Below are 21,523 nucleotides of genomic sequence, written 5' to 3' on the forward strand. Positions count from 1 at the left end.
TGCGATAGAAGGTGACTTATTTGAAAAGTATTATTGAATTTCAAAATGTTAGTAAAGTTTTTGGTGATACGGTTATTTTACAAAATTTAAATTTTGAAATTGAAGAAGGTAAATTCTATACAATATTAGGATCTTCCGGTAGTGGAAAAACAACGATTTTAAAACTAATTGCCGGTTTTTTAGAAGTAACGGATGGCAACATTATTTTTGATGGACAGGTGATTAATAATCTACCTGCAAATCAGCGACAGGTTAATACAGTGTTTCAGGACTACTCACTCTTTCCACATTTAAATGTTAGCCAAAATGTCGCGTTTGGGTTGGAAATTAAAAAAATTGATAAATCGCAGATTAAACAAAAAGTGGAGCAAGCCTTGAGGCTTGTCAGACTGTCAGGGTACGAGAATCGCGATATAGATGAACTATCTGGGGGTCAAAAACAGCGAGTGGCTATTGCTAGAGCAATTGTAAATGAACCAAAAGTTCTGCTACTAGATGAACCGCTTTCTGCATTGGATTACAAACTGCGTAAACAAATGCAGACTGAATTACGTCAGTTACAGCAGCGATTAGGTATTACATTTATTTTCATAACACATGATCAGGAAGAGGCGCTTGCAATGAGCGATCAAATTTTAGTCATTAACGAAGGCACAGTGTTGCAATCTGGAACACCGGTTGATATTTACGATGAACCTATCAATCATTTTGTTGCTGATTTTATTGGTGAGAGTAATATTATTCCCGGAAAAATGAAAGCGGATTATTTAGTGAATTTTGACGGTCACGACTTTGAATGTGTCGATGGTGGAATGAAAAAGAATGAATCAGTTGAAGTGGTGATTCGACCCGAAGATTTGGATATTGTGGCTGCTAACAAAGGGAAAATGAATGTGGTTGTAGATTCTCAACTATTTCGAGGTGTTGATTATCAAATTATGGCACACGATGAAACGGGTCATGAGTGGAAAATTAATTCAATTCACAAAACTTCGGTTGGGAAAATGGTTGGTATGATGTTTGATCCTGAAGACATCCATGTCATGCGTTTTAACGAGGATGAAGCAACATTTGACGCTAGATTAGATGCGTATGATGAATAATATGGAGGTGTGAAATGTCAAAAAAAATTGTATATTTTGGGCCCTATATATTATGGATTGCGTTGTTCGTGATTGCACCAATGGGACTGATTTTTTATCAATCTTTTTTTAATATTAGTGGTCAATTTTCAATGATAAATTATGCTAATTTTTTTACCGATTCCGTCTATTTAAAAATGACAGTAAATTCAATTTTGTATGCATTAATTATTACTCTGTTTACGCTCTTGGTCAGTTATCCAACCGCATATTTTTTGAATAAATTAAAAAATAAGCAATTTTGGTTGCTCTTAGTAATTTTACCGACTTGGATTAATCTTTTGCTAAAAACATATGCGTTTATTGGCTTATTTAGTCAAAATGGTTCTGTAAATCATTTTTTAACTTTTATTGGTATTGGGCCAAAACAAATTTTGTTTACGGATGCGAGTTTTATCTTTGTGGCCACCTACATTGAAATTCCTTTTATGATTTTACCGATTTTTAATTCACTAGCACAATTAAATCCTTCATTAATAAACGCGGGCCAAGATCTAGGTGCGAATAGTTGGCAGACATTTTATAAAATTGTTTGGCCATTAACTTTGTCAGGTGTCAAAACGGGTATTCAAGCCGTATTTATTCCATCCTTGTCTTTATTTATGATTACCAGACTAATCGGCGGAAATCGTGTGATTACATTAGGAACAGCAATTGAAGAACACTTCTTGGTAACACAAAACTGGGGAATGGGTTCAACCATTGGCGTTGTTTTAATTTTAGCAATGTTTATGGTTATGTTTTTAACGGAAGACCGTCCAGTAAAGGGAGGTTAGACAAAAATGAAAAAAAACCAATTTTTTGGGCCAGCCTTTATTATGTTAGTATTTGCAATTTTATATTTACCGATTTTGTTTTTAATTTATTACTCATTTAGTTCGGGGAATAATATGAATCATTTTTCTCACTTTTCGCTAGCCCACTACCAGGCTCTTTTTTCAGATACCCGCATGATTAGCATTGTGTTGAATACCGTCATTATTGCACTACTTTCTGCTCTTATAGCGACAATTGTTGGTACATTTGGTGCACTTGGAATTTCATCACTTAAGAAGAAGCAATCTCGTAACTGGCTACTGTCCTTGAATAATGTATTGATGGTTTCTCCAGATGTTATCATTGGCGCAAGTTTTTTAATTTTCTTTACATTTTTGGGTATTAGCCTAGGGTTCGGTTCAGTATTACTGAGTCATATTGCCTTTTCAATTCCAATTGTCGTGCTGATGGTACTTCCAAAAATCAAAGAGATGCCGCAAACGATGGTAGATGCAGCTTTAGATTTAGGTGCTAGTCGCTTTCAGACCTTGACTAGAGTTGTTTTTCCAAGCATTAGTCCTGGCATTTTTGCTGGCTATTTCATGGCATTTACTTATTCACTTGACGATTTTGCTGTTACTTTTTTTGTTACCGGCAATGGATTTTCAACATTGTCCGTAGAAATTTATTCTAGAGCGCGTCAAGGCATTGATTTGGAAATTAATGCTTTATCCACTCTGATGTTTATAGTGTCACTATTGTTGGTTCTTTGTTATTACCTATTAAATAAATATAGCCACACTAAGAAAATTCATACACAGAGGAAGACTAGAAAACAGGTGTCGTGATGAAAAAATTGATGGGAGTTTTATTAGCAATTTGCGTGATTTGTTTGGCTTTAGCTGGCATAAACCAAGAATTAAATTCCAAGGCGAAAAAAACGACAAATAAAACTTTGACAATTTACAATTGGGGAGATTATATTGATCCCGAATTGATTAATAAGTTTGAAAAGCAGACGGGCTACCACGTTATCTATGAAACATTTGATAGTAATGAGGCAATGCTTACCAAAATTAAACAAGGTGGAACAAGTTATGATATTGCGGTACCAAGTGATTATATGATTACAAGAATGCAAAGAGCACACTTACTAGATCGATTAGATCAGACCAAACTGCCCAATCTAAAAAACATTGATCCCCGGTTTATGCATCTTAGTTTTGATCCGCAGAATAATTATTCAGTTCCTTATTTTTGGGGGACTTTAGGAATTATTTATAATGATAAATTTGTTAAGCGAGAGGAAGTTAATCATTGGAATAAATTGTGGAACCCCAAATTTAAAAATAATATTATGCTTGTTGATAGTGCAAGAGATGTTCTTGCCATTGCTTTGATTACTCAAAATCACAACGTAAATAGCATAAATGATAATGATTTGATACATGCTCAAAATAAATTGAATCAATTGACCCCAAATGTAAAAGCGGTTGTGGCTGATGAAATTAAAATGTATATGGTTCAAAATGAGGCAGCCATAGCAGTTACCTATTCGGGAGAAGCAAGAGAGATGATGGATCAAAATTCTCATTTGCATTATATTGTGCCCAGTGAAGGTAGTAATATTTGGTTCGATAATTTGGTTATTCCTAAAACAGCAACTCATAAAAAAGCAGCTTATCAATTTTTAAATTTCATGCTAGATGCTAAGAATGCTGCTCAAAATGCAAAATATATCGGTTACGCGACACCAAATCAACAAGCATTGCACCACATGCCCAAAAATATTGTAACGGATCGACAATTTTATCCAGACAAAAAAACAACAGAAAATCTGCAAGTCTATCGCGATTTACCGTTAGAGTCGTTGAATAAGTACAATGACATTTTTTTACAATTTAAAATGTTTAAAAAATAAAAAAAGTAACCCCTGTGAGTTTGAAAGCAGGAGTTACTTTTTTGATTGTTTATCATTTTTAAATTTGTGTTATTTATTGAGTTTACTATGTGAATACCCATACGAGAAGTACAAAATAATACCGATTAAGAACCAAATACCGGCGCCAATCCATGTCTCCATTTTCAGCTGAGTTAGCATGAGTAGACATGCGACTCCTGACAAAACTGGTAGAACAGGATACCAAGGGACCCTAAAGCCCCCCTCGTTTTTAATGTCGGTACGATGTCTTAGTGGAATAATTCCAAAAGAAACAAAAGTAAAAGCTAATAAGGTTCCAATGTTTACTAGACTGGTCAGTTGATCCAAAGGTACTAATCCGCCCATTGCAGCAATAATTATCGTCACGGTAATTAAAGCATTTTGTGGAATTTTATGTTTTGAATTAACTTTATCTAAAAAGCTAGGCAATAATCCATCACGTCCAATAGAATAAACTAATCTAGAACTAGAGTAGATCATTGTCACCATCATGGTAAACATACCAATTAGAGCACCGATTGAAATGAGACCAGCAACCCAGTTTAATTTAGCAACTTGCAACGCAAACGCAACCGGGTTAGCTACGTCTAAGTGTGTATATTTAACCATCCCTGTCAACACAACGGAAACTGCCATATATAAAACTGTTGCTACAATTAAGGTCCCAATAATTCCGATTGGCATATTCTTTTTTGCATTTTTAACTTCAGCAGCTGAGGATGAAACTGCGTCAAATCCCAAATATGCAAAAAAGACTAGTGCAGCACCTTGGAAGACTCCGTGCATCTTGTACGGTAGAAATGGGTGCCAGTTTGAAGGCTTAATGTAAAACATGCCGACAAAAATAAAAATTAAAATAATTGCAATTTTAATGACGACTGCCCAGTTGTTGATGCGCATCGAAGTCGACATACCACGTGATAAAAGAAATGAAATGACTAACACAATTAAGATCGCCACTAGATTAAAATACGTGCCATGGGCTGGATCAAATGAACCAGCAATTGCTTTAGGGACATGTAAGCCAAAGCCTTCAATGAATGAATTAAAGTAAGCTGCCCACCCTGTAGACACAGCCGCAACGGCTAACATGTATTCCAGAATTAAGGCCCAGCCAAGAATCCAGCCAACAATTTCTCCCATGACAACATTACCGTAGGAATAGGCTGAACCTGCAACTGGTAATGCGGAAGAAAATTCTGCGTAACACATTGCTGCAAGCGCACAGACAACTGCAGATCCCAAGAATGATAAAATAATTCCGGGACCACTAGTTGTTGCTGCGACGGTTCCTGGCAAAATAAAAATACCAGTTCCAATAACAGCACCGACACCAAGTGCAATTAAATCGAAAGCAGACAAAGTTTTGCTGAATCGATTATCTCGCTCAAGATAGCGATCAAGACTTTCTTTTCGAAATAGTTTTGATGACATAACAAACCACCTTTTATTTAAATAAACTAAGTACAGTTAGACTAAGTTTAATGATAGCGTTTCCGAATATTAAAAGTCAATTAAAAATTGATGATATTATCCGATGCTTATGATTTAAATGACTGTATTTTTAAAATACTCATCAATACCGTAAAATTTAACGCAGATTGTGTTCAATTTAAAAAATATAGTTTAATATAGAACAAAAGTATAACAAGGAGCTCAACAATGATTGAAATTACCAGTGGTGCTGTAGTTTATAAAAAATTAAACGGACAAATTAAATATTTATTACTGCAAAGTACGAACGTTGGAAACTTTTGGGGTTTTCCAAAGGGACACGTTGAAAAGCAGGAAACCTTATTAGAAACTGCACGTAGAGAAATTTTAGAAGAAACGAATTTAGCAGTGACGATTGACACAGATTTTAAAGTTCAAACAAACTATCAATTGCCTAATGGTAATCAAAAAGAGATGACTTTATTTACAGCACAAGTCACGGATCAAGATCAAACAATGTTACAAGAAGCTGAAATTAAAAATGCTGATTGGTTTTCATACCAAGCAGCCAGAGAAAAATTAACCTATGATAATTTAAAAGTGCTATTAGACCAAGTGAACGACTATCTGGTGACAAAATAATGGGTAAGGCGGAAAGTGTATAATGAAACGAATTTTTGTGATTACAGGTGCAACTGGTTCAGGGAAAACCACTGTCAGTAACTATTTGAGACGGACCTACAACATGCCTAAAGTTATTACACACACCACCAGATTACCAAGAACAGGTGAAAAAGATGATCGCGACTATCATTTTGAAACTCCAGAATCAATGCGAAAATTGCACTTATTAGAAAAAGTGCAATACGATCACCATTGGTATGGCTCTTCGATGGAATCTTTAAATAAAGCATGGGAACAAAGTGATAATGCCACAATTGTCTTGGATACCAAGGGTGCACAGACATATCATCAAGAATTAGGTGCTCAAGCAGTCATTATTTTTCTGACGGTAACGCAACCTGAAAATTTAGTTAATCGCTTGATTGAGCGTGGCGATAGTCAGGCCGCATTAAAACAGCGTGTTGCCAGTCGTGAATATCGTAGAGATTTACAGTTGCCGGAAGGCTTAACTAAAACCGCTCATTTGATTATTAATGATGACTGGGAAAAAACGCAAAAGAGACTCGACCAACTTGTGACCGAAGTGGAAACCAATCGGTAGTTTTTTACCAACACGTGTGCTAAACTGTAACCATTATTATTTAGATTAATTAATCGAGGGTTCAAAAATGAGTGTAGACTATTCACAGGCGTTACGCGTCCTACAAGATAATCAATTTAAAATCACAAAACAGCGTAAATCATTAGTGGCATGTTTGGCCAAAAATCCGGATCACTATATTGACGTCACTGAAATTGATGATTATTTACGGCAACTGTATCCAGGAATGAGTCATAACACGATTTATCGTAATTTGAAGGAATTTGAATCACTTGGGATTGTGGAGACCTCGGTCCAAAATGATCAATTACAGGTTAAATACCAGTGCGATGCGACATTAAAACATCATCACCATTTTGTTTGTCAAAACTGCGGTAAAGTTGTTGAAATCCAGATGTGTCCTATTGATATGTCTTTTTTCGCGGACCAGTTACCAGGCGCGCAGATTAGGGACCATCATTTTGAATTAGTAGGTTTATGTGCCCAGTGTGCACAAAAATAAAGCGATGTAATGCGTGATGCAGTCACGCTTTTTTTATGTAAAACGATACGTGAATTGTGTTAAGCTTTAAATGGAATCAAGAGATAGATTGGAGATAAATAGGTTGATTACATTAAAATCACAAAGAGAAATTGATGGTATGGAAAAGTCAGGCCATATTTTGGCAGAAATGTATGTTGAATTAAAAAAGATGATCCGTCCAGGTATGTCGAGTTGGGAGATTGAAAAATTTGCTAATCAATGGATTGAAGAACATGGTGCCACCGCTGAAGAAAAAACAGTTGACGGGTATGACTTTGCGACTTGTGTTTCGATCAACGATGAAGTTGCCCATGCAGCACCACGACGCGGCGTTATTTTACAAGATGGCGATATCGTCTCGGTAGATAGTGTTGTGAATTGGCACGGCTATTTGTCTGATGCATGTTGGACCTATGCAGTGGGCACGATTAGTGATGAGCGCCAAAAATTAATGGACGTTACTCAAAAAGCATTATATCTTGGGATTAAACAAGCAGTCATCGGCAATCGATTAGGTGATATTGGCGCTGCAATAGAGAACTATACTGATGATCTAGGCTACGGGGATGTTCGTGAGCTCATTGGACATGGGATTCAACCAACAATGCATGAAGGCCCAGATGTTCCTGCGTATGGTGAAGCAGGACATGGGTTACGGCTTAAAGAAGGTATGACGATTACCATTGAACCAATGATTACGACGGGAACTTGGGAAATTAAGCCGGTCCCAGAACCTAATGAGGACTGGGAGTATTATGTGACGGCAGATGGCTCCGATTGTGCGCAATTTGAACATACGATTGTCATTACAAAAGATGGTCCCAAAATTCTCACTAGTGTCGATGACGAACTGGATCAACAATTATTAAATAGCTAGTTTGATAAAGATTATGTTGAGCAAGAAAGCTTGATGTAATCTTTTTGTTTTCTTATACAATCCTTAAACTTAGTTTCACGACAAAGTGATATTTATTGTTGTAAGATATGACTAGAAAGAAAAAGGAGATTAGTAAATATGGCTTACCGAACCCCGCCTTTTATTACCCCGTTTGCGATTGTTTCGATTGTGCTCGCACTGAGTGCAACTAACGTAGTAGTTAACAAAACGACGCATACCAATGAAGGTGCGAAAGTTGAAAGTACATCGAGTAGCGTTGTCAGTTCATCAAGCTCTGTTGATTCTCCACAGTCTAGTAGTCGCAAAACAAGTACTGATGACAATTCAAACAATGCTCAAAATGATTCTAGTGCGACTAAGCAATCTAGCACCAAACAAACAACAACGAATCAAAACGACAATGGTACAACTAATGACAATCAAAATGATACCAATAAATCAACAACTAACGACATAACCACTAATAATCAAGATACGACCGATAATACAACCACTGATAATAATGCGAAGACTAATTAAGAGAGTCGACACGCAGTGATCTTGATGGTTATTTGAAGGAGAATATAAATGTTAAGTTTTTTAGATATGATTAACCATTCATTAGGTTATTTTAATGTTAATTCCAAATTAAAAAATCAAATATATACGGTCGTGGGCTTTGTTGGCGATTTTTATTTACTTTATGTAGCTATCCGATTATTGCAAAACCATGTTTGGTTACGTGGCTTGCTATTTTTACTGGCCTTTATTGTATTAATGTATGCCGTTGCCATGAATGTCATTTATTTTTTTACTAATAAAACGACAAAATTGGACCCATCGCCTAAAATTGAAAAACTATTAGGTGGCCGACGTGTGGGTGAATATCATGAGCAACCACAACATGTCGTTCCTAATATTCCAGCCAATGGCCTATTTACCAATGATGAAATTTTACCGGCAGATGTTGCCATTAATAATCATGAACAGGCTAATTTAAAAAAAGTTGTGCGTCAATTACTGGACAACAAGGTATTGACTGCTAATTATAATCAAATGTCAGAAAGAGAAATTGTAAATACTAGCCGTAAAACTAAACAGCCAATTGAGGCCTTGAATGCAGATCAAACTGTGCCGTATTTTGAACTTATTGCCACTGGTTCTCGGTTAGAAATATATATTGGATTGAACCAAATGGAACGCTTGGCTGTCGGTCATTTAACAAGTGTTGGATTAACAGATGTTGATGTTGCGCAAAGTAAATTTAAACTATTCTTGGCTAATGTCTTTATTTCGGGCGGTCCCAGCAAGATTGCTGGTCGTAGTGATACGCCTATTGTTCAAGACAATCCATATCAATTGAACGTCAAAATTGCCTATAAAGCTAAGGACTCAAAATAAAGGTCATTTTGACACCCTGCATAAAGCTTGCTAAACTAGTAACAAGTTTTCTAATTATTTTCTAATATTTTTTTAATAGAATGGATTTGAGGGGTAAAAATGACAGAAAAAATCGATCGTCTTATTAGCCGTATGCGTGATGACCTAGATGCTGTAGAGCCATCTGATATTCGCGCGTTTGATCAAGAAGTTTCAGGGATTCCTGGAATCATTAAGTTGACTTTGGGAGAACCTGATTTCAATACACCAGAGCATGTTAAGCAAGCAGCCATTCAAAGTATTCAAAATAATCGAACTCACTATGCTGCTTCAAACGGGACACCAGGATTGCGCAAAGCAATTGCCAATTTCTTAGATAAAAAATATGACCTCGATTACACCGCTGATAACGTGATCGTTACTGTTGGTGCTACTGAAGCCATTTGGACTGCAATTGGCTCTGTTGTTAATCGCGGCGATAAAGTGATTATTCCAACACCAATTTGGCCATTGTATATTCCAATCACGCGAGTGAATGGCGCTGAACCAGTTTTCGTGGATACTTCAGCAGACAATTTTGTCTTGACTCCAGCAAAATTGGAACAAGCAATTGAAGAAAATGGTGATGCAGTGAAAGCTGTTGTGTTAAACTTCCCATCAAATCCAACTAGTAAAACATACCGTGCTGATGACTTAAAAGCGATTGCTGATGTTTTGAAGAAACATGATATTTTTGTCATTGCAGATGAAATTTATAGTGAATTAACTTATGGAGACCGGCACGTTTCTGTGGCAAAATATTTACCAGACCAAACGATTCTATTAAATGGTGTGTCTAAGTCACATGCGATGACAGGCTGGCGAATTGGGGCCATTTGTGCACCAGTTAAAATGGTTGCTCAACTTGGTAAAGTACATCAATTTTCTGTCACGACCGCATCAACAATTTCACAAGATGCTGCCCAAGAAGCGTTTGAAAATGGCTTGGATGATGGACCTGATATGAAGGCAGAATATCAACGACGAGGCGAATTTGTGTATAACGAATTAGCTAAGTTAGGGTTTGAATCTCAACGACCAGAAGGGGCCTTTTACTATTTCGGTAAAATTCCAGCCGCATTAAAGCAAGATGACAAAACATTTGCACGTCAACTAGCTTTTGATAACAAAGTAGCTGTGATACCTGGAAGTTCTTTTGGCCCTGGTGGTGAAGGCTATATTAGAATTAGCTATGCAGCTTCAATGGATAACTTGAAAGAAGCAGTTAAGCGAATTAGCGAGTATGTCAATCAAAATACTAAATAAGTAAATATTCATATCTTATAAAAAATAAGGATAATTATGAGTAGACTAATTTTATCTTAGTCTGCTTTTTGTTTTACTTATTTTTATGAAGAATGTTGATAATTACGCGGTTTATTCATGATTTTATTTTGACGAACCTCTTTTTTTGTTTTACAATTTAATTTAATCTTTATTAAATTATGTCATTAGTGAATAGTTTAATTTAAGTGTATTTGAAAGAGTGGAGGGAATTGCTATGTCAATGATTGAGTTTCACGATGTGCAGAAATATTACGGTGAGTTTCATGCACTAAAAGACATTAACTTAACTGTTGAAGCCGGAGAAACTGTGGTTTTAATCGGGCCTTCAGGTTCGGGGAAAAGTACTTTAATTAGAACGATTAACGGGTTGGAGCCAATCCAGCAAGGCAAGTTAATCGTTAATGGTTATGATCTAGCAGATAAAAAGACTGATCCTAATAAAATCAGAAAAAATGTTGGCATGGTATTCCAGCATTTCAATTTATATGCGAATAAAACCGTTTTAGAAAACATTATGTTGGCACCTAAAATTGTGTTAAAACGACCAGATGCTGAAAACAAAGAACTGGCCATGAGTCTTTTAGAAAAGGTTGGTCTGGAAAGCAAGGCTAACAGTTATCCACGCCAGTTATCTGGTGGACAACAACAGCGAATTGCCATTGCTAGAAGTTTAGCAATGAAACCAAAATGTTTATTATTTGATGAACCAACGTCAGCACTTGATCCTGAAATGATTGATGATGTGTTAAATGTTATGAAAGATATTGCACGCGATTCAAGTATGACCATGTTAGTGGTGACCCATGAAATGGGGTTTGCGCGTGAAGTGGGCGACCGTGTTATTTTCATGGATGCTGGTCAAATTCTTGAAGATGATAGTAATGAAACCTTCTTTGATGGTGAACCAACCAATGAACGGGCTCGCCAATTCTTAAGTAAGATTATTGTGCACAAGTAAAGGGGGTAGCTAGCCATGAAGAAAACTTGGCGTTTCGTTGGCTTACTGGCTGCTCTGTCACTGATGATAATTACATTGTCTGCTTGTGGCACAAAATCAGCCTTGTCTAGTCAAGATGTATTAAAAAACGATCAAAAATCTAACACGATTACTTGGGGCGTCAAAGCCGATACCAAGTTATTTGGCTTAATGGACGTTAAAGATAACCGTGTTAAGGGATTTGAAGCAGATTTAGCAACCGCTATGACTAAAGAAATTTTGGGTAAAAAGGGAAAAGCCATTTTTGTACCGGTAACAAGCCAAACGCGGGTGCCATTACTAAGAAATGGAAATATTGATGCCATTATGGCAACAATGACAATTAACCCAGAACGTGCAAAACAAGTTGATTTTACGCGATCATACTTTGATGCTGGGCAAGCTATTTTAGTTAAAAAAGGTAGTCCAATCAAAAATGTTAAAGATCTGAATAAAGCCGGTAAAGTTGTTTTGGGTGTAACGGGATCAAATTCAGTGCAAAATATTGGCACATACGCACCTAAAGCCAAAGTTTTACAATTATCAGACTATGCCCAGGCCCTAACTGCTTTGAAGTCAGGACAGGGCGATGCTTTAACTACTGATAATGGTATTTTATATGGGATGTCCGTTGAAAATCCAAATTACGTAGTTGTCGGTGGCGCCTTCACTAAAGAACCATATGGAATTGCGGTTAACCAAGGACAGACCGCATTTAGAAAACGACTCAATAAAGCACTGACCACATTGGAGAAAAATGGAACCTATAACAAAATTTTGCAGAAATGGTTTGGTAATGTTAAAGGATTTGACTATAAGGAGATGAGGCGCTAATGATTCATATTTTTGCAACCCAGTGGCAACCATTACTTTATGGTTTAGGACAAACATTACTCTGTAGCATCATTGCGCTGTTCTTTAGTTTAATTATTGGATCGTTATTTGCGATTTTTGAAATCATGCCCAACAAATTGATGCGCATCATTGGTAATGTTTATGTTGAAGTTTTCCGGAATATCCCACTACTAGTAATCACCATGTTTTTCTTTGTGGTTATTCCACTCTATATTACTAAGATTAACGGCTTTACTGCCGGTACAATTGGTTTAACCATTTATACCTCAGCGTTTATTGCAGAAACAGTTCGTGCCGGAATTCAATCGGTTGACCCAGGACAAATGGAAGGTGCCATGTCCAATGGTCTTACATTTTGGCAGGCCATGAGATACATCATCTTGCCACAGGCCTTTAAAATTGTGATTCCACCACTAGGAAATCAATTTATCAATTTAGTTAAGAATTCATCCGTGTTAGCCTTCGTTGCTGGTTTTGATTTGATGTACCAAGGAAACATGATTGCTAATGATACGTTGCAGACCATGTCAACCTTTTTTGCGGTTGGGTTATTATATTTGATCATCACAATGCCGCTTAATTACTACATGCGTCATCTAGAAAAGAAACTGGCATAGAGAGGGGATAGTGTTATGCAAAACTTTATTGATGCCTATTCGTGGCTGAATATTCGCTATCTACTCCAAGGACTGTGGATAACGGTTGAAGTTTCAGTAATTTCAATTATCTTTAGTTTGATTTTTGGTACGATTTTAGGAGTTATTCGCTACGTTAAAATTAAATATTTTTCTGCGATTGTTGGGTTTATTATCGATTTGATTCGTAATTTACCACTGCTGTTAATTATTTTCTTTACGTATTTTGGACTACCTAACCTTGGCTTTAAGCCAGCCATTATTCAAGCTGCGATTTTGGCAATGACGGTGTTTGAATCAATGATGATTGCGGAAATTGTCCGCTCAGGAATTATTGCTGTTGATTCTGGTCAAATGGAAGGGGCCTTATCAAACGGGCTAACATTTTGGCAGGGATTAAGGATTATTATTTTACCGCAAGCAATGAAAAATATGATTCCAGCACTTGTGAGTCAGTTTATTTCACTGGTTAAGGATACTTCGCTTGCCACGATCATCGTGTTGCCAGAAATGATGTACCATGCCCAGATCATTTATGGCCAAAACACAAACTACATTATTCCAATGTTTGTGGCGTTAGCAGTGTTATACTTTATTGTTTGTTACGCGCTATCGTTACTTTCAAAATATTTGGATAAAAAGATTGCTTAATAAAAAAGTCTCAACTTTTAAAGTTGAGACTTTTTTATTAGAATTCGATTTCATATTTGATTTGATACGATTTTGGTTGATTAGCAACCAGTGTGACATCACCGAATTCGGGATGGTGGGGCGTATCTGATAAGGTTTGAGCTTCTAAAGCAATTGCCTCATATGGATGACCATTACCACGATTTAGGTGCATTGTTTCTTCAAACGAATTGGCAGTAAAAACAATTAACGCATTACGGTTAGAGTAAATTTTTAAAGAACGATCTGTTTTGGTGTCGTGTAAAATAGCAATCGGATCAGTTTGGCTAGGATTGATTTCTAAAATATCATCAAAGCCTTTTTCCGTCGTATTTTTCATCTGATCGATTGCACCAGATAAGAGCGTTGGCTGGCTGAAATCAAATGGTGTGTTTTTGTTTGCTAGAAAGTTGCCGGTGGGCATTTTTTCGTTGTCGACTTCCAAGTGACGATCGGACCTAAGTTGCAATGTGTGATTCAAAATTTTTGTGGTTGACGTATCACCCAAATTCCAATAAGCATGGCTCGTCGGATTGAATAGGGTATCTTCGTCACTTGTAGCAGTGAAATCAATGATCACAGCATTGTCATTTTGTAATGTATAGGTGATGGTCGTTGCCATATTGCCTGGGAACTGGTCCATCGCTTGTGTCATTGTTTTGGTTAAAATTAATTGCAAGCTGTCGGGATTAGTTTTCGTTTCTGCGTGCCAGATTTGGCTAGAAAAACCATTTTCACCACCATGTAAGCTATTGTTACCTTCATTTTGATTCACTTGAAATGATAGCCCATTCAATGTGAACGAGCCATTTTTCAAGCGACCAGCGATACGACCAATCGAACGACCAATGTAAAATGGATTATTAGTGTAATTTTCGAGATCAGCTGCACTCAATAATAGGTTGTCGTGGCCGTTAGTGGTTGGAACTTCAAAACTGCGCCACAAGCCAGCAAATGTGAGAATGGATATGCTCACATTGTTGTCGTTAGTGAGTGTGTATTCCTCAACTTGCTCATTATTAATGTGGCCGAAACTACGTTTAGAAATGTCCATGGTAAAACCCCCAAATATTATTTAATGTTGTAATAACCATATTGATATAACCGAAATTTGTCAATTTAATTTTGAAAACGATACCAACTAGATAGCACAGATAAGTACGACTAAATTCATTTTACTCGACATGATAGTGTCAAACTTGGTACATTAAAAGTGAATAAGAATTTTATTTTAGTCGCACAAGCCGGTGAAAGGAGCACGTATCATGAATCCTTATCAAAAAATTTTAGTTGGAATTGACGGCTCATCGCAATCCAAACTGGCATTAGATAAAGCAATTGAATTAGCTAAACTCTACAATGCACAATTGATGTTAGTTACCGTTGAAAACGATGGTAAATTTGCAGCATTAGCAACAGAAACGGCCGTTTCATATAGAATTGATCCGATCATGTTACAAGAAGCGCGTAATAGTGTTCAAACATTTATGAATCAATGCGTAAAAAAAGCCAAGGATGCTGGTGTTGATGTGACTTCCAAAGTATACTATGGTGACTCAAAGCTTGAACTTGCACAGCATTTGCCCGAAAGTGAAAATATTGATTTGATTGTGATCGGTGCTACTGGCCTCAATCGAATTGAAAGAATGTTGATCGGCTCAAACACCAGCTATGTGGTTCAAAACGCTAAATGTGATGTTATGATTGTCAAAAAATAATTTCGGAAAATGATTACTAATTCAAGTGATCATTTTTTTTACGACAAATTCTTGCATACCAGATGACATATCAATATACTTTAATAATGATTGAGTGTTTTGAAAAAAATTGAATTTTTAGAATACATAAATAAATTGAGTAGTTAATGAAACGAGGACATACTATGGGCGAAACAAAACAGAGCATTCGCAGTGCCAATGAAAAAGCTGTTTTAAGAGAAATCTTTAATGGCGAACCCATTTCACGAATTCAAATCTCGAGAAATTTAAATTTAAATAAATCGACAGTTTCTGCAATTTTTAATGAATTACAAGAAAAGCAATTGGTAACTGAAATTGGTCAAGGACACAGTACGCAGGTGGGCGGTAGAAAGCCTGTAATGATTAAAATTAATGCTAGTTATGGTTATGTAATGGGTTTTGATATCGGGTTTAAACATTTGGATGTGATGGCAACTTATATTGATGGTAAAGCCTTTTATCATTCACGATTTGATACAACGGATTGCAATATTCAACAGGTCATTGAAATGATTCAAAAAGCAGTAGCCTCTCTTGATGCACCAGATACTGTCAAAGGTTTATTAGCTGTCGGTGTGGCGGTTCATGGCATTGTTTTTGAAAATAAAGTGACCTATTCGCCTTTTATTTCTATGGACGGGGTGGATTTGCATGGTGAATTGGTCAAGCGTCTAGAAGTTCCGGTCCATCTCGAAAATGAAGCGAATTTAGTGGCCACGTTTAAACGCGATTTTTCGAGACAGTCTCACCGAACGATGAACAATATTGTTGTCATTAGCATCCACAAAGGAATTGGTGCGGGAATTATTATCGATCATAAATTATATCGTGGTGAAAGTGGAGAAGCTGGTGAAATTGGTCGAACATTGTACGCCATGAATCCGACAGATCTGAAAGAAATAAGCAAAATTGAAGATGTGGCTTCTCAAGATGCAATATTAGACGCAATTAAACAACAAAAACAATTAGACCATTTGTCATTTCAAGAAGTTGCAGATTTATATGCGCAAAACGATGAAATTGTGGTGCAGGCCATCCATGACTTCTATGATTACATTACAACAATCATTTATAATACGGTGACAAGCATTAACCCAGATTGTATTTATTTGAGTTCAAACTTAATAGAAGTGATTGATGAAGCATTGCTGCAGATTCAAAAAAAATATCAAAAACTTCCCGGTAATGATGAGACCGACATTAGATTATTAAAAGGTGCCAAATATGCTTCATTACTGGGCGGATGTTCAAGTGCTATTCATATTGGGTTGGATATGATCGATGAACAACTAAGTTTTAATTATGATTATGTGAATAAATAAATCGTCAATGAACCGCCAATGAAGGCGGTTCGTTTTTTTAGCTTTTTATATTGTGAAAGGGGTTGCAAAATAAAATGTAAGCGTTTATAATGATTTTTGTAAGTTGGTTGTCAAAACAAACAAACTAAAACAGGAGGCTATTCACAATGGCTTTATGGAATGTAGATAAGGTTCCTTATGTTGGAACAGGCGATTTAAAATCAGGCTTAGGCTTTAAATATTACAATGCAGACGAAGTAATCGGCGGCAAAAAAATGCGCGACTGGTTACGTTTCTCAGTAGCATACTGGCACACATTTGATCAACGTTTAGTTGACCCATTCGGTGATGGTACAGCTATTCGTCCTTATGACAAATACACTGATCCAATGGACCAAGCATTGGCTAAAGTTGATTATGCATTTGAATTTTATGACAAATTAGGTGTTGATTACCTTTGTTTCCACGATCGTGACCTTGCTCCAGAAGGTGACACATTACGTGAAACAAATGCTAACTTGGATAAAGTTGTTGACAAGATTGTTGAATATCAAAAGACTTCAGGAATGAAAGTTCTTTGGAACACAGCAAACATGTTTACAAACCCTCGTTTTGTTGCTGGTGCAGCAACTTCACCATACGCTGACATCTTTGCATACTCAGCTGCCCAATTAAAGCACAGTCTTGAAATTGGTAAGCGCGTCGGTTCTGAAAACTATGTCTTCTGGGGTGGTCGTGAAGGTTATGAATCACTTTGGAACACAGATATGAAGAAAGAACAAGAACACGCAGCTAAGATCTTCCATATGGCTAAAGATTATGCCAATGAAATTGGTTTTGATGCACAAATGATGCTTGAACCAAAACCAAAAGAACCAACAACTCATCAATATGACTTTGATGCAGCTACAACAATCGCATTCATGAAAGAATACGACTTAGATAAAGACTTCAAGCTTAACCTTGAAGGTAACCATGCTAACTTAGCTGGTCACACTTACCAACACGAAATCCGTGTTGCTCGTGAAGCTGGCTTACTTGGTTCATTGGATGCCAACGAAGGTGACAAGTTAATCGGTTGGGATATCGATGAATTCCCATCAAACCTTTATGAGACAACTGCAGCTATGGTTGAAGTCGTTGAAGAAGGACAAATTGGACCTCACGGTGGTTTGAACTTTGATGCTAAACCACGTCGTTCATCATTTGCACCAGAAGACTTATTCTACAGCCACATTGTTGGTATGGATAGCTTTGCTGCTGGTCTTCGTGTTGCATTGAAGATGAAAGAAGACAAAGTATTAGACAACATCGTTGCAGATCGTTACAGCTCATACAAGAGTGGTATCGGTGCTGACATCGAAAGTGGTAAAGCATCAATGGCTGACCTTGAAGCTTACTCACTTGATAAGACCCAAAAAGATCTTCGTGACGCAACTAGCTCAGATCATCTTGAACAAGTTAAAGATACAATTAACCACTACATTGTAAAAACTTTGGGTAAATAATGAATTAAGTAGTTAAGATTAGTGGAGGATGGGATGAAGATTCCACCCTCCATTTGTCGTTATAAGGAGGAAAAATTATGAGCTATGTCCTTGGAGTGGACCTTGGTACTAGTGCCGTAAAGGTCTCAGCTGTAGATAAAACAGGTGCAATCGTTGCCCAAGAAAGTTTCGACTATGAACTCAGCAATCCGAAACCAGGATACAGTGAACAAAATCCTGAAGATTGGGTGTCGGGTACGACAGTTGCTATCGTTCGTTTAATCTTAAACGATGGTATCAAACCAGAAGAAATTGAAGGTATTAGTTACTCTGGTCAAATGCATGGATTAGTCTTATTAGATGAAAATAACCAAGTATTACGACCAGCAATTTTGTGGAACGATACAAGAACGACAAAACAACGTGAAGAAATTATTGAAAAAATGGGCGATCGCTACGTTGAAATTACGCGTAATCAGCCATTAGAAGGTTTTACGCTACCAAAAATTTTATGGGTTAAGGAAAACGAACCTAATATTTTTGCCAAAGCAAAAACCTTCCTCTTACCTAAAGACTACTTACGGTACAGAATGACCGGCAAAATTGCCATGGAATATTCTGATGCAGCAGGGACAGTCTTACTCGATGTTGCCAATAAAGAATGGAGCAAAGAGGTTTGTGATGCATTCGATATTCCAACCTCAATGTGCCCACCATTAATTGAATCGATTGGTTATGCTGGTAATATTTCTGAAAGCTATTCATTATTCTCAGGAATGTCTACAGATACTAAGGTATTTGGTGGCGCAGCTGATAACGCTGCCGGTGCCGTGGGATCAGGCATTTTGGCTCCAAACATGGTGATGGCTAGCATCGGTACCTCAGGTGTGGTTTTGAAGTATGAGGACAATTCTAACGTTGATTATCAAGGTAAGTTGCACTTCTTTAATCACGCGATTCCTGATAAGTTCTATACGATGGGTGTCACACTGGCAGCCGGATACAGTTTGAGTTGGTTAAAGAAAACCTTTGGTCCAACAGATGACTTTAGTGATTTCGTTGCTAGTGCAGCTGAATCAACTGTCGGTGCTAATGGACTAGTCTTCACGCCATACATTGTTGGAGAACGGACACCTTATGCTGATGCAAATATTCGCGGAAGCTTTATTGGGGTGGATGGGACTCACAAGCGTAACGATTTTGTCAGATCTGTCTTAGAAGGAATTATTTATTCCTTTGCTGATATCATGGATATCTTCCAAGAAAAAGGACAAGATTTTGATACAGTTGTTTCAATTGGTGGTGGTGCCAAGAGCCCACTCTGGTTGCAAATTCAAGCAGATATCTTTAATAAAAAAGTTGTTAGTTTGAAAAATGAACAAGGACCAGGTCTTGGTGCAGCAATGTTAGCCGCTGTTGGTCTTGGCTGGTTTGATACTGTTCAAGATTGTGCCAAAGAGTTTGTTGCTTTTGGTGATGAATATCAACCAAATCCTGAAAATGTGGCAAAATATGCGCAAATGCATAAAATTTACCGCAAGGTATATGATGCAACAGCACCGATTACTCACGATCTATTAGAGTATCGTCGTAATAACTAAAAGTAAGATTTTTGAGTGCAAGTTAATGAATATTAGCTTGCGCTTTTTGTATATTTTCAAAAAAAACAGTATTAATTTGAATATAATAGAAAAACTATTGCATAAATATCTATTTCAGTGTATAGTACTCTTATTGATAAAAAAGAGCTAGAGAAATAGAGGGGTACGTTTATGAAAAAGTTAGTGCATTTATTTTTAGTCATTACATTATTATTCACTTCCGCTATTGGCGTAATGGGGGCTTTCACCGACTCAGCATCTGCCGCCAAAACGGATCCGTATGTTCAAAAGATTAAGAAAAAAGGGTACATTACTGTCGGGTTATCTGCAGATTATCCTCCGTATGAATTTCATAAAACCATCAATGGGAAAGATGAAATTGTTGGATTTGATATTTCAGTAGCTAAAAAAATTGCCAAAGACATGGGTGTTAAATTAAGAATTGACGAAATGTCATTTGATAGTTTGTTGGGTGCATTGAAAACGGGCAAGATTGATATGATTATTTCTGGGATGTCAAACACACCAGAACGTGCCAAAGAGGTTACTTTTTCAAAAACCTATCTATCCGTCCAACAAAAAATCTTGATTCGTAAAGAGGATGCTAAAAAATATAAAACAACAGCAGACTTCAATAACGTCAAGGTTGGTGCCCAAAAACAGACAACTCAAGAAGACTTAGCAAAAACACAATTAACAGGGGCTAAGGTAACGTCACTTGAGAAGTTTACGGATTTGGTTTTACAACTGGAAAACAGTAAGATCGACGCAATTGTTGCCGAGGATCCAGTGGGCGCGGCATATGTCAGTCAAAATAGTAGTTTAAAACTGATCACACCAGGATTTGCTAATTCAACCAAAAATACGGCGGTTGCTTTACCTAAAAATTCACCAGCTTTAACAGCTGCTGTTAATAAATCAATTGATCAAATTAAATCACAGAAATTAATGCCTAAGTACCAAAAAAAGGCCGTTAAGCAAATGTTCTCGAAACAAAGTTTTTTGCAAGAATATGGCAGTTACTATGTTAAGGGTGCTTGGTACACAGTTGCGCTAGCTGCAATTGGTGTCTTTATTGGAACTATTTTAGGAACTGCACTCGCAATGATGCGTCGTTCAAAAGCGAAAATTTTGAAATGGCTCAGTATTGTTTATATTGAATATTTGCGGGGGACACCATTACTTGTTCAAGTCTTTATTGTCTTCTTTGGAACACAAATGATTGGGTTACATGTGTCAGCCTTTGTTTCAGGGGCATTAGCAATGGGGTTGAACTCTGGTGCGTATGTGGCAGAAATTATTCGTGGGGGCTTAAATTCAGTTGATGTTGGTCAAAATGAAGCAGCTCGTTCACTGGGACTTAAGGCAAGTACTTCCATGCGTTTTGTGGTACTACCACAAGCATTTAAGAGCATCTTACCTGCGTTAGGGAATGAATTCATTGCTGTCATTAAGGAATCTTCAATTGTTTCTGTCGTGGGTGTTGGCGAATTAATGTTCCAAACGGGTGTTATTCAAGGTGCTAGTTTTAAGCCTTTCGTACCACTGATTTTCGCCTCATTAATTTACTTTATTTTAACGTTTGGTCTCACTCGTATTTTGAGTTTATTAGAAAAGCATTACAATTTAAGCAGCAAGTCAAACCTTATCTAATC

General features: G+C 37.0%; 22 protein-coding genes. 20 read left to right on the forward strand and 2 right to left on the reverse strand.

Annotated elements, in window-relative coordinates; all coding sequences use genetic code 11:
- Positions 1-20: 20 nt before the first annotated feature.
- The 4 genes from ACYVQZ_RS02865 to ACYVQZ_RS02880 are packed head-to-tail and all read left to right on the forward strand — an operon-like array spanning position 21 to position 3,819.
- On the forward strand, positions 21-1,103 hold the full coding sequence (locus ACYVQZ_RS02865; protein ID WP_461239888.1) for an ABC transporter ATP-binding protein: 1,083 nt from the start codon (positions 21-23) through the stop codon (positions 1,101-1,103).
- A gap of 14 nt (positions 1,104-1,117) precedes the next feature.
- On the forward strand, positions 1,118-1,918 hold the full coding sequence (locus ACYVQZ_RS02870; protein WP_461239889.1) for an ABC transporter permease: 801 nt from the start codon (positions 1,118-1,120) through the stop codon (positions 1,916-1,918).
- A gap of 6 nt (positions 1,919-1,924) precedes the next feature.
- On the forward strand, positions 1,925-2,746 hold the full coding sequence (locus ACYVQZ_RS02875; RefSeq protein WP_461239890.1) for an ABC transporter permease: 822 nt from the start codon (positions 1,925-1,927) through the stop codon (positions 2,744-2,746).
- Complete coding sequence (locus ACYVQZ_RS02880; protein ID WP_461239891.1) at positions 2,746-3,819, forward strand: ABC transporter substrate-binding protein; 1,074 nt, start codon at positions 2,746-2,748, stop codon at positions 3,817-3,819. The genes ACYVQZ_RS02875 and ACYVQZ_RS02880 overlap by 1 nt, the downstream gene beginning before the upstream one ends.
- 69 nt (positions 3,820-3,888) lie before the next feature.
- Here the strand turns inward: ACYVQZ_RS02880 and ACYVQZ_RS02885 are convergent, their stop codons facing one another.
- Positions 3,889-5,274 carry an APC family permease gene (locus ACYVQZ_RS02885; RefSeq protein WP_461239892.1) on the reverse strand — a complete coding sequence of 462 codons (1,386 nt, stop codon included), beginning with the start codon at positions 5,272-5,274 and terminating at the stop codon, positions 3,889-3,891.
- Positions 5,275-5,502: 228 nt separating this feature from the next.
- On the opposite strand from ACYVQZ_RS02885, the gene ACYVQZ_RS02890 reads away from it, so the two are divergent.
- The 11 genes from ACYVQZ_RS02890 to ACYVQZ_RS02940 all read left to right on the forward strand — a co-directional run bounded on the left by ACYVQZ_RS02890 (position 5,503) and on the right by ACYVQZ_RS02940 (position 13,722).
- Positions 5,503-5,916, forward strand: coding sequence for a bis(5'-nucleosyl)-tetraphosphatase (locus ACYVQZ_RS02890; protein WP_461239893.1), 414 nt, complete (start codon positions 5,503-5,505; stop codon positions 5,914-5,916).
- A gap of 22 nt (positions 5,917-5,938) precedes the next feature.
- Positions 5,939-6,499, forward strand: coding sequence for a guanylate kinase (locus ACYVQZ_RS02895; protein ID WP_461239894.1), 561 nt, complete (start codon positions 5,939-5,941; stop codon positions 6,497-6,499).
- A 67-nt stretch (positions 6,500-6,566) separates the two neighbouring features.
- Positions 6,567-7,001, forward strand: coding sequence for a Fur family transcriptional regulator (locus tag ACYVQZ_RS02900; RefSeq protein ID WP_461239895.1), 435 nt, complete (start codon positions 6,567-6,569; stop codon positions 6,999-7,001).
- Positions 7,002-7,104: 103 nt separating this feature from the next.
- On the forward strand, positions 7,105-7,899 hold the full coding sequence (gene map, locus ACYVQZ_RS02905) for a type I methionyl aminopeptidase (RefSeq protein WP_461239896.1): 795 nt from the start codon (positions 7,105-7,107) through the stop codon (positions 7,897-7,899).
- A gap of 138 nt (positions 7,900-8,037) precedes the next feature.
- Positions 8,038-8,439 carry a hypothetical protein gene (locus ACYVQZ_RS02910; protein ID WP_461239897.1) on the forward strand — a complete coding sequence of 134 codons (402 nt, stop codon included), beginning with the start codon at positions 8,038-8,040 and terminating at the stop codon, positions 8,437-8,439.
- Positions 8,440-8,487: 48 nt separating this feature from the next.
- Positions 8,488-9,300: a DUF6681 family protein gene (locus ACYVQZ_RS02915; protein ID WP_461239898.1), complete on the forward strand. Its 813-nt coding sequence runs from the start codon at positions 8,488-8,490 to the stop codon at positions 9,298-9,300.
- 99 nt (positions 9,301-9,399) lie between these two features.
- A complete protein-coding gene (locus tag ACYVQZ_RS02920) occupies positions 9,400-10,584 on the forward strand; it encodes an aminotransferase class I/II-fold pyridoxal phosphate-dependent enzyme (protein WP_461239899.1) in 1,185 nt (394 codons plus the stop codon).
- Between the two features lie 235 nt (positions 10,585-10,819).
- Complete coding sequence (locus ACYVQZ_RS02925; RefSeq protein WP_461239900.1) at positions 10,820-11,563, forward strand: amino acid ABC transporter ATP-binding protein; 744 nt, start codon at positions 10,820-10,822, stop codon at positions 11,561-11,563.
- A gap of 15 nt (positions 11,564-11,578) precedes the next feature.
- The gene (locus ACYVQZ_RS02930) at positions 11,579-12,415 is read left to right on the forward strand and encodes a transporter substrate-binding domain-containing protein (RefSeq protein WP_461239901.1); all 837 of its coding nucleotides are present in this window, start codon (positions 11,579-11,581) and stop codon (positions 12,413-12,415) included.
- Positions 12,415-13,053, forward strand: a complete 639-nt coding sequence (locus ACYVQZ_RS02935; protein WP_461239902.1) for an amino acid ABC transporter permease — start codon at positions 12,415-12,417, stop codon at positions 13,051-13,053. The genes ACYVQZ_RS02930 and ACYVQZ_RS02935 overlap by 1 nt, the downstream gene beginning before the upstream one ends.
- A gap of 15 nt (positions 13,054-13,068) precedes the next feature.
- A complete protein-coding gene (locus ACYVQZ_RS02940; RefSeq protein WP_461239903.1) occupies positions 13,069-13,722 on the forward strand; it encodes an amino acid ABC transporter permease in 654 nt (217 codons plus the stop codon).
- 37 nt (positions 13,723-13,759) lie between these two features.
- On the opposite strand, the gene ACYVQZ_RS02945 is transcribed toward ACYVQZ_RS02940, so the two are convergent.
- Positions 13,760-14,794, reverse strand: a complete 1,035-nt coding sequence (locus tag ACYVQZ_RS02945) for an aldose epimerase family protein (RefSeq protein WP_461239904.1) — start codon at positions 14,792-14,794, stop codon at positions 13,760-13,762.
- A gap of 211 nt (positions 14,795-15,005) precedes the next feature.
- Between ACYVQZ_RS02945 and ACYVQZ_RS02950 the strand changes: the two genes are divergently transcribed.
- The 5 genes from ACYVQZ_RS02950 to ACYVQZ_RS02970 all read left to right on the forward strand — a co-directional run bounded on the left by ACYVQZ_RS02950 (position 15,006) and on the right by ACYVQZ_RS02970 (position 21,521).
- On the forward strand, positions 15,006-15,458 hold the full coding sequence (locus ACYVQZ_RS02950) for a universal stress protein (protein WP_461239905.1): 453 nt from the start codon (positions 15,006-15,008) through the stop codon (positions 15,456-15,458).
- A 164-nt stretch (positions 15,459-15,622) separates the two neighbouring features.
- Positions 15,623-16,801, forward strand: a complete 1,179-nt coding sequence (locus ACYVQZ_RS02955; RefSeq protein WP_461239906.1) for an ROK family transcriptional regulator — start codon at positions 15,623-15,625, stop codon at positions 16,799-16,801.
- A gap of 146 nt (positions 16,802-16,947) precedes the next feature.
- On the forward strand, positions 16,948-18,288 hold the full coding sequence (gene xylA / locus ACYVQZ_RS02960; RefSeq protein WP_461239907.1) for a xylose isomerase: 1,341 nt from the start codon (positions 16,948-16,950) through the stop codon (positions 18,286-18,288).
- Positions 18,289-18,365: 77 nt separating this feature from the next.
- Positions 18,366-19,868: a xylulokinase gene (gene xylB, locus ACYVQZ_RS02965; RefSeq protein WP_461239908.1), complete on the forward strand. Its 1,503-nt coding sequence runs from the start codon at positions 18,366-18,368 to the stop codon at positions 19,866-19,868.
- A gap of 171 nt (positions 19,869-20,039) precedes the next feature.
- Positions 20,040-21,521, forward strand: a complete 1,482-nt coding sequence (locus ACYVQZ_RS02970; protein ID WP_461239909.1) for an ABC transporter substrate-binding protein/permease — start codon at positions 20,040-20,042, stop codon at positions 21,519-21,521.
- Positions 21,522-21,523 lie beyond the last annotated feature (2 nt).

The organism is Paucilactobacillus salsurae (assembly GCF_054784995.1).

What these genes read in the sequence shown, in the direction of transcription:
- ACYVQZ_RS02950 (WP_461239905.1), top strand. Translation starts at nt 15,006, where the DNA reads ATGAATCCTTATCAAAAAATTTTAGTTGGAATTGACGGCTCATCGCAA.
- ACYVQZ_RS02915 (WP_461239898.1), top strand. Translation starts at nt 8,488, where the DNA reads ATGTTAAGTTTTTTAGATATGATTAACCATTCATTAGGTTATTTTAAT.
- ACYVQZ_RS02910 (WP_461239897.1), top strand. Translation starts at nt 8,038, where the DNA reads ATGGCTTACCGAACCCCGCCTTTTATTACCCCGTTTGCGATTGTTTCG.
- ACYVQZ_RS02940 (WP_461239903.1), top strand. Translation starts at nt 13,069, where the DNA reads ATGCAAAACTTTATTGATGCCTATTCGTGGCTGAATATTCGCTATCTA.
- ACYVQZ_RS02885 (WP_461239892.1), bottom strand. Translation starts at nt 5,274, where the DNA reads ATGTCATCAAAACTATTTCGAAAAGAAAGTCTTGATCGCTATCTTGAG.
- ACYVQZ_RS02875 (WP_461239890.1), top strand. Translation starts at nt 1,925, where the DNA reads ATGAAAAAAAACCAATTTTTTGGGCCAGCCTTTATTATGTTAGTATTT.
- ACYVQZ_RS02925 (WP_461239900.1), top strand. Translation starts at nt 10,820, where the DNA reads ATGTCAATGATTGAGTTTCACGATGTGCAGAAATATTACGGTGAGTTT.
- ACYVQZ_RS02945 (WP_461239904.1), bottom strand. Translation starts at nt 14,794, where the DNA reads ATGGACATTTCTAAACGTAGTTTCGGCCACATTAATAATGAGCAAGTT.
- ACYVQZ_RS02935 (WP_461239902.1), top strand. Translation starts at nt 12,415, where the DNA reads ATGATTCATATTTTTGCAACCCAGTGGCAACCATTACTTTATGGTTTA.
- xylB (WP_461239908.1), top strand. Translation starts at nt 18,366, where the DNA reads ATGAGCTATGTCCTTGGAGTGGACCTTGGTACTAGTGCCGTAAAGGTC.
- ACYVQZ_RS02900 (WP_461239895.1), top strand. Translation starts at nt 6,567, where the DNA reads ATGAGTGTAGACTATTCACAGGCGTTACGCGTCCTACAAGATAATCAA.
- ACYVQZ_RS02920 (WP_461239899.1), top strand. Translation starts at nt 9,400, where the DNA reads ATGACAGAAAAAATCGATCGTCTTATTAGCCGTATGCGTGATGACCTA.
- xylA (WP_461239907.1), top strand. Translation starts at nt 16,948, where the DNA reads ATGGCTTTATGGAATGTAGATAAGGTTCCTTATGTTGGAACAGGCGAT.
- ACYVQZ_RS02890 (WP_461239893.1), top strand. Translation starts at nt 5,503, where the DNA reads ATGATTGAAATTACCAGTGGTGCTGTAGTTTATAAAAAATTAAACGGA.
- ACYVQZ_RS02955 (WP_461239906.1), top strand. Translation starts at nt 15,623, where the DNA reads ATGGGCGAAACAAAACAGAGCATTCGCAGTGCCAATGAAAAAGCTGTT.
- ACYVQZ_RS02970 (WP_461239909.1), top strand. Translation starts at nt 20,040, where the DNA reads ATGAAAAAGTTAGTGCATTTATTTTTAGTCATTACATTATTATTCACT.
- ACYVQZ_RS02870 (WP_461239889.1), top strand. Translation starts at nt 1,118, where the DNA reads ATGTCAAAAAAAATTGTATATTTTGGGCCCTATATATTATGGATTGCG.
- ACYVQZ_RS02880 (WP_461239891.1), top strand. Translation starts at nt 2,746, where the DNA reads ATGAAAAAATTGATGGGAGTTTTATTAGCAATTTGCGTGATTTGTTTG.
- ACYVQZ_RS02930 (WP_461239901.1), top strand. Translation starts at nt 11,579, where the DNA reads ATGAAGAAAACTTGGCGTTTCGTTGGCTTACTGGCTGCTCTGTCACTG.
- ACYVQZ_RS02895 (WP_461239894.1), top strand. Translation starts at nt 5,939, where the DNA reads ATGAAACGAATTTTTGTGATTACAGGTGCAACTGGTTCAGGGAAAACC.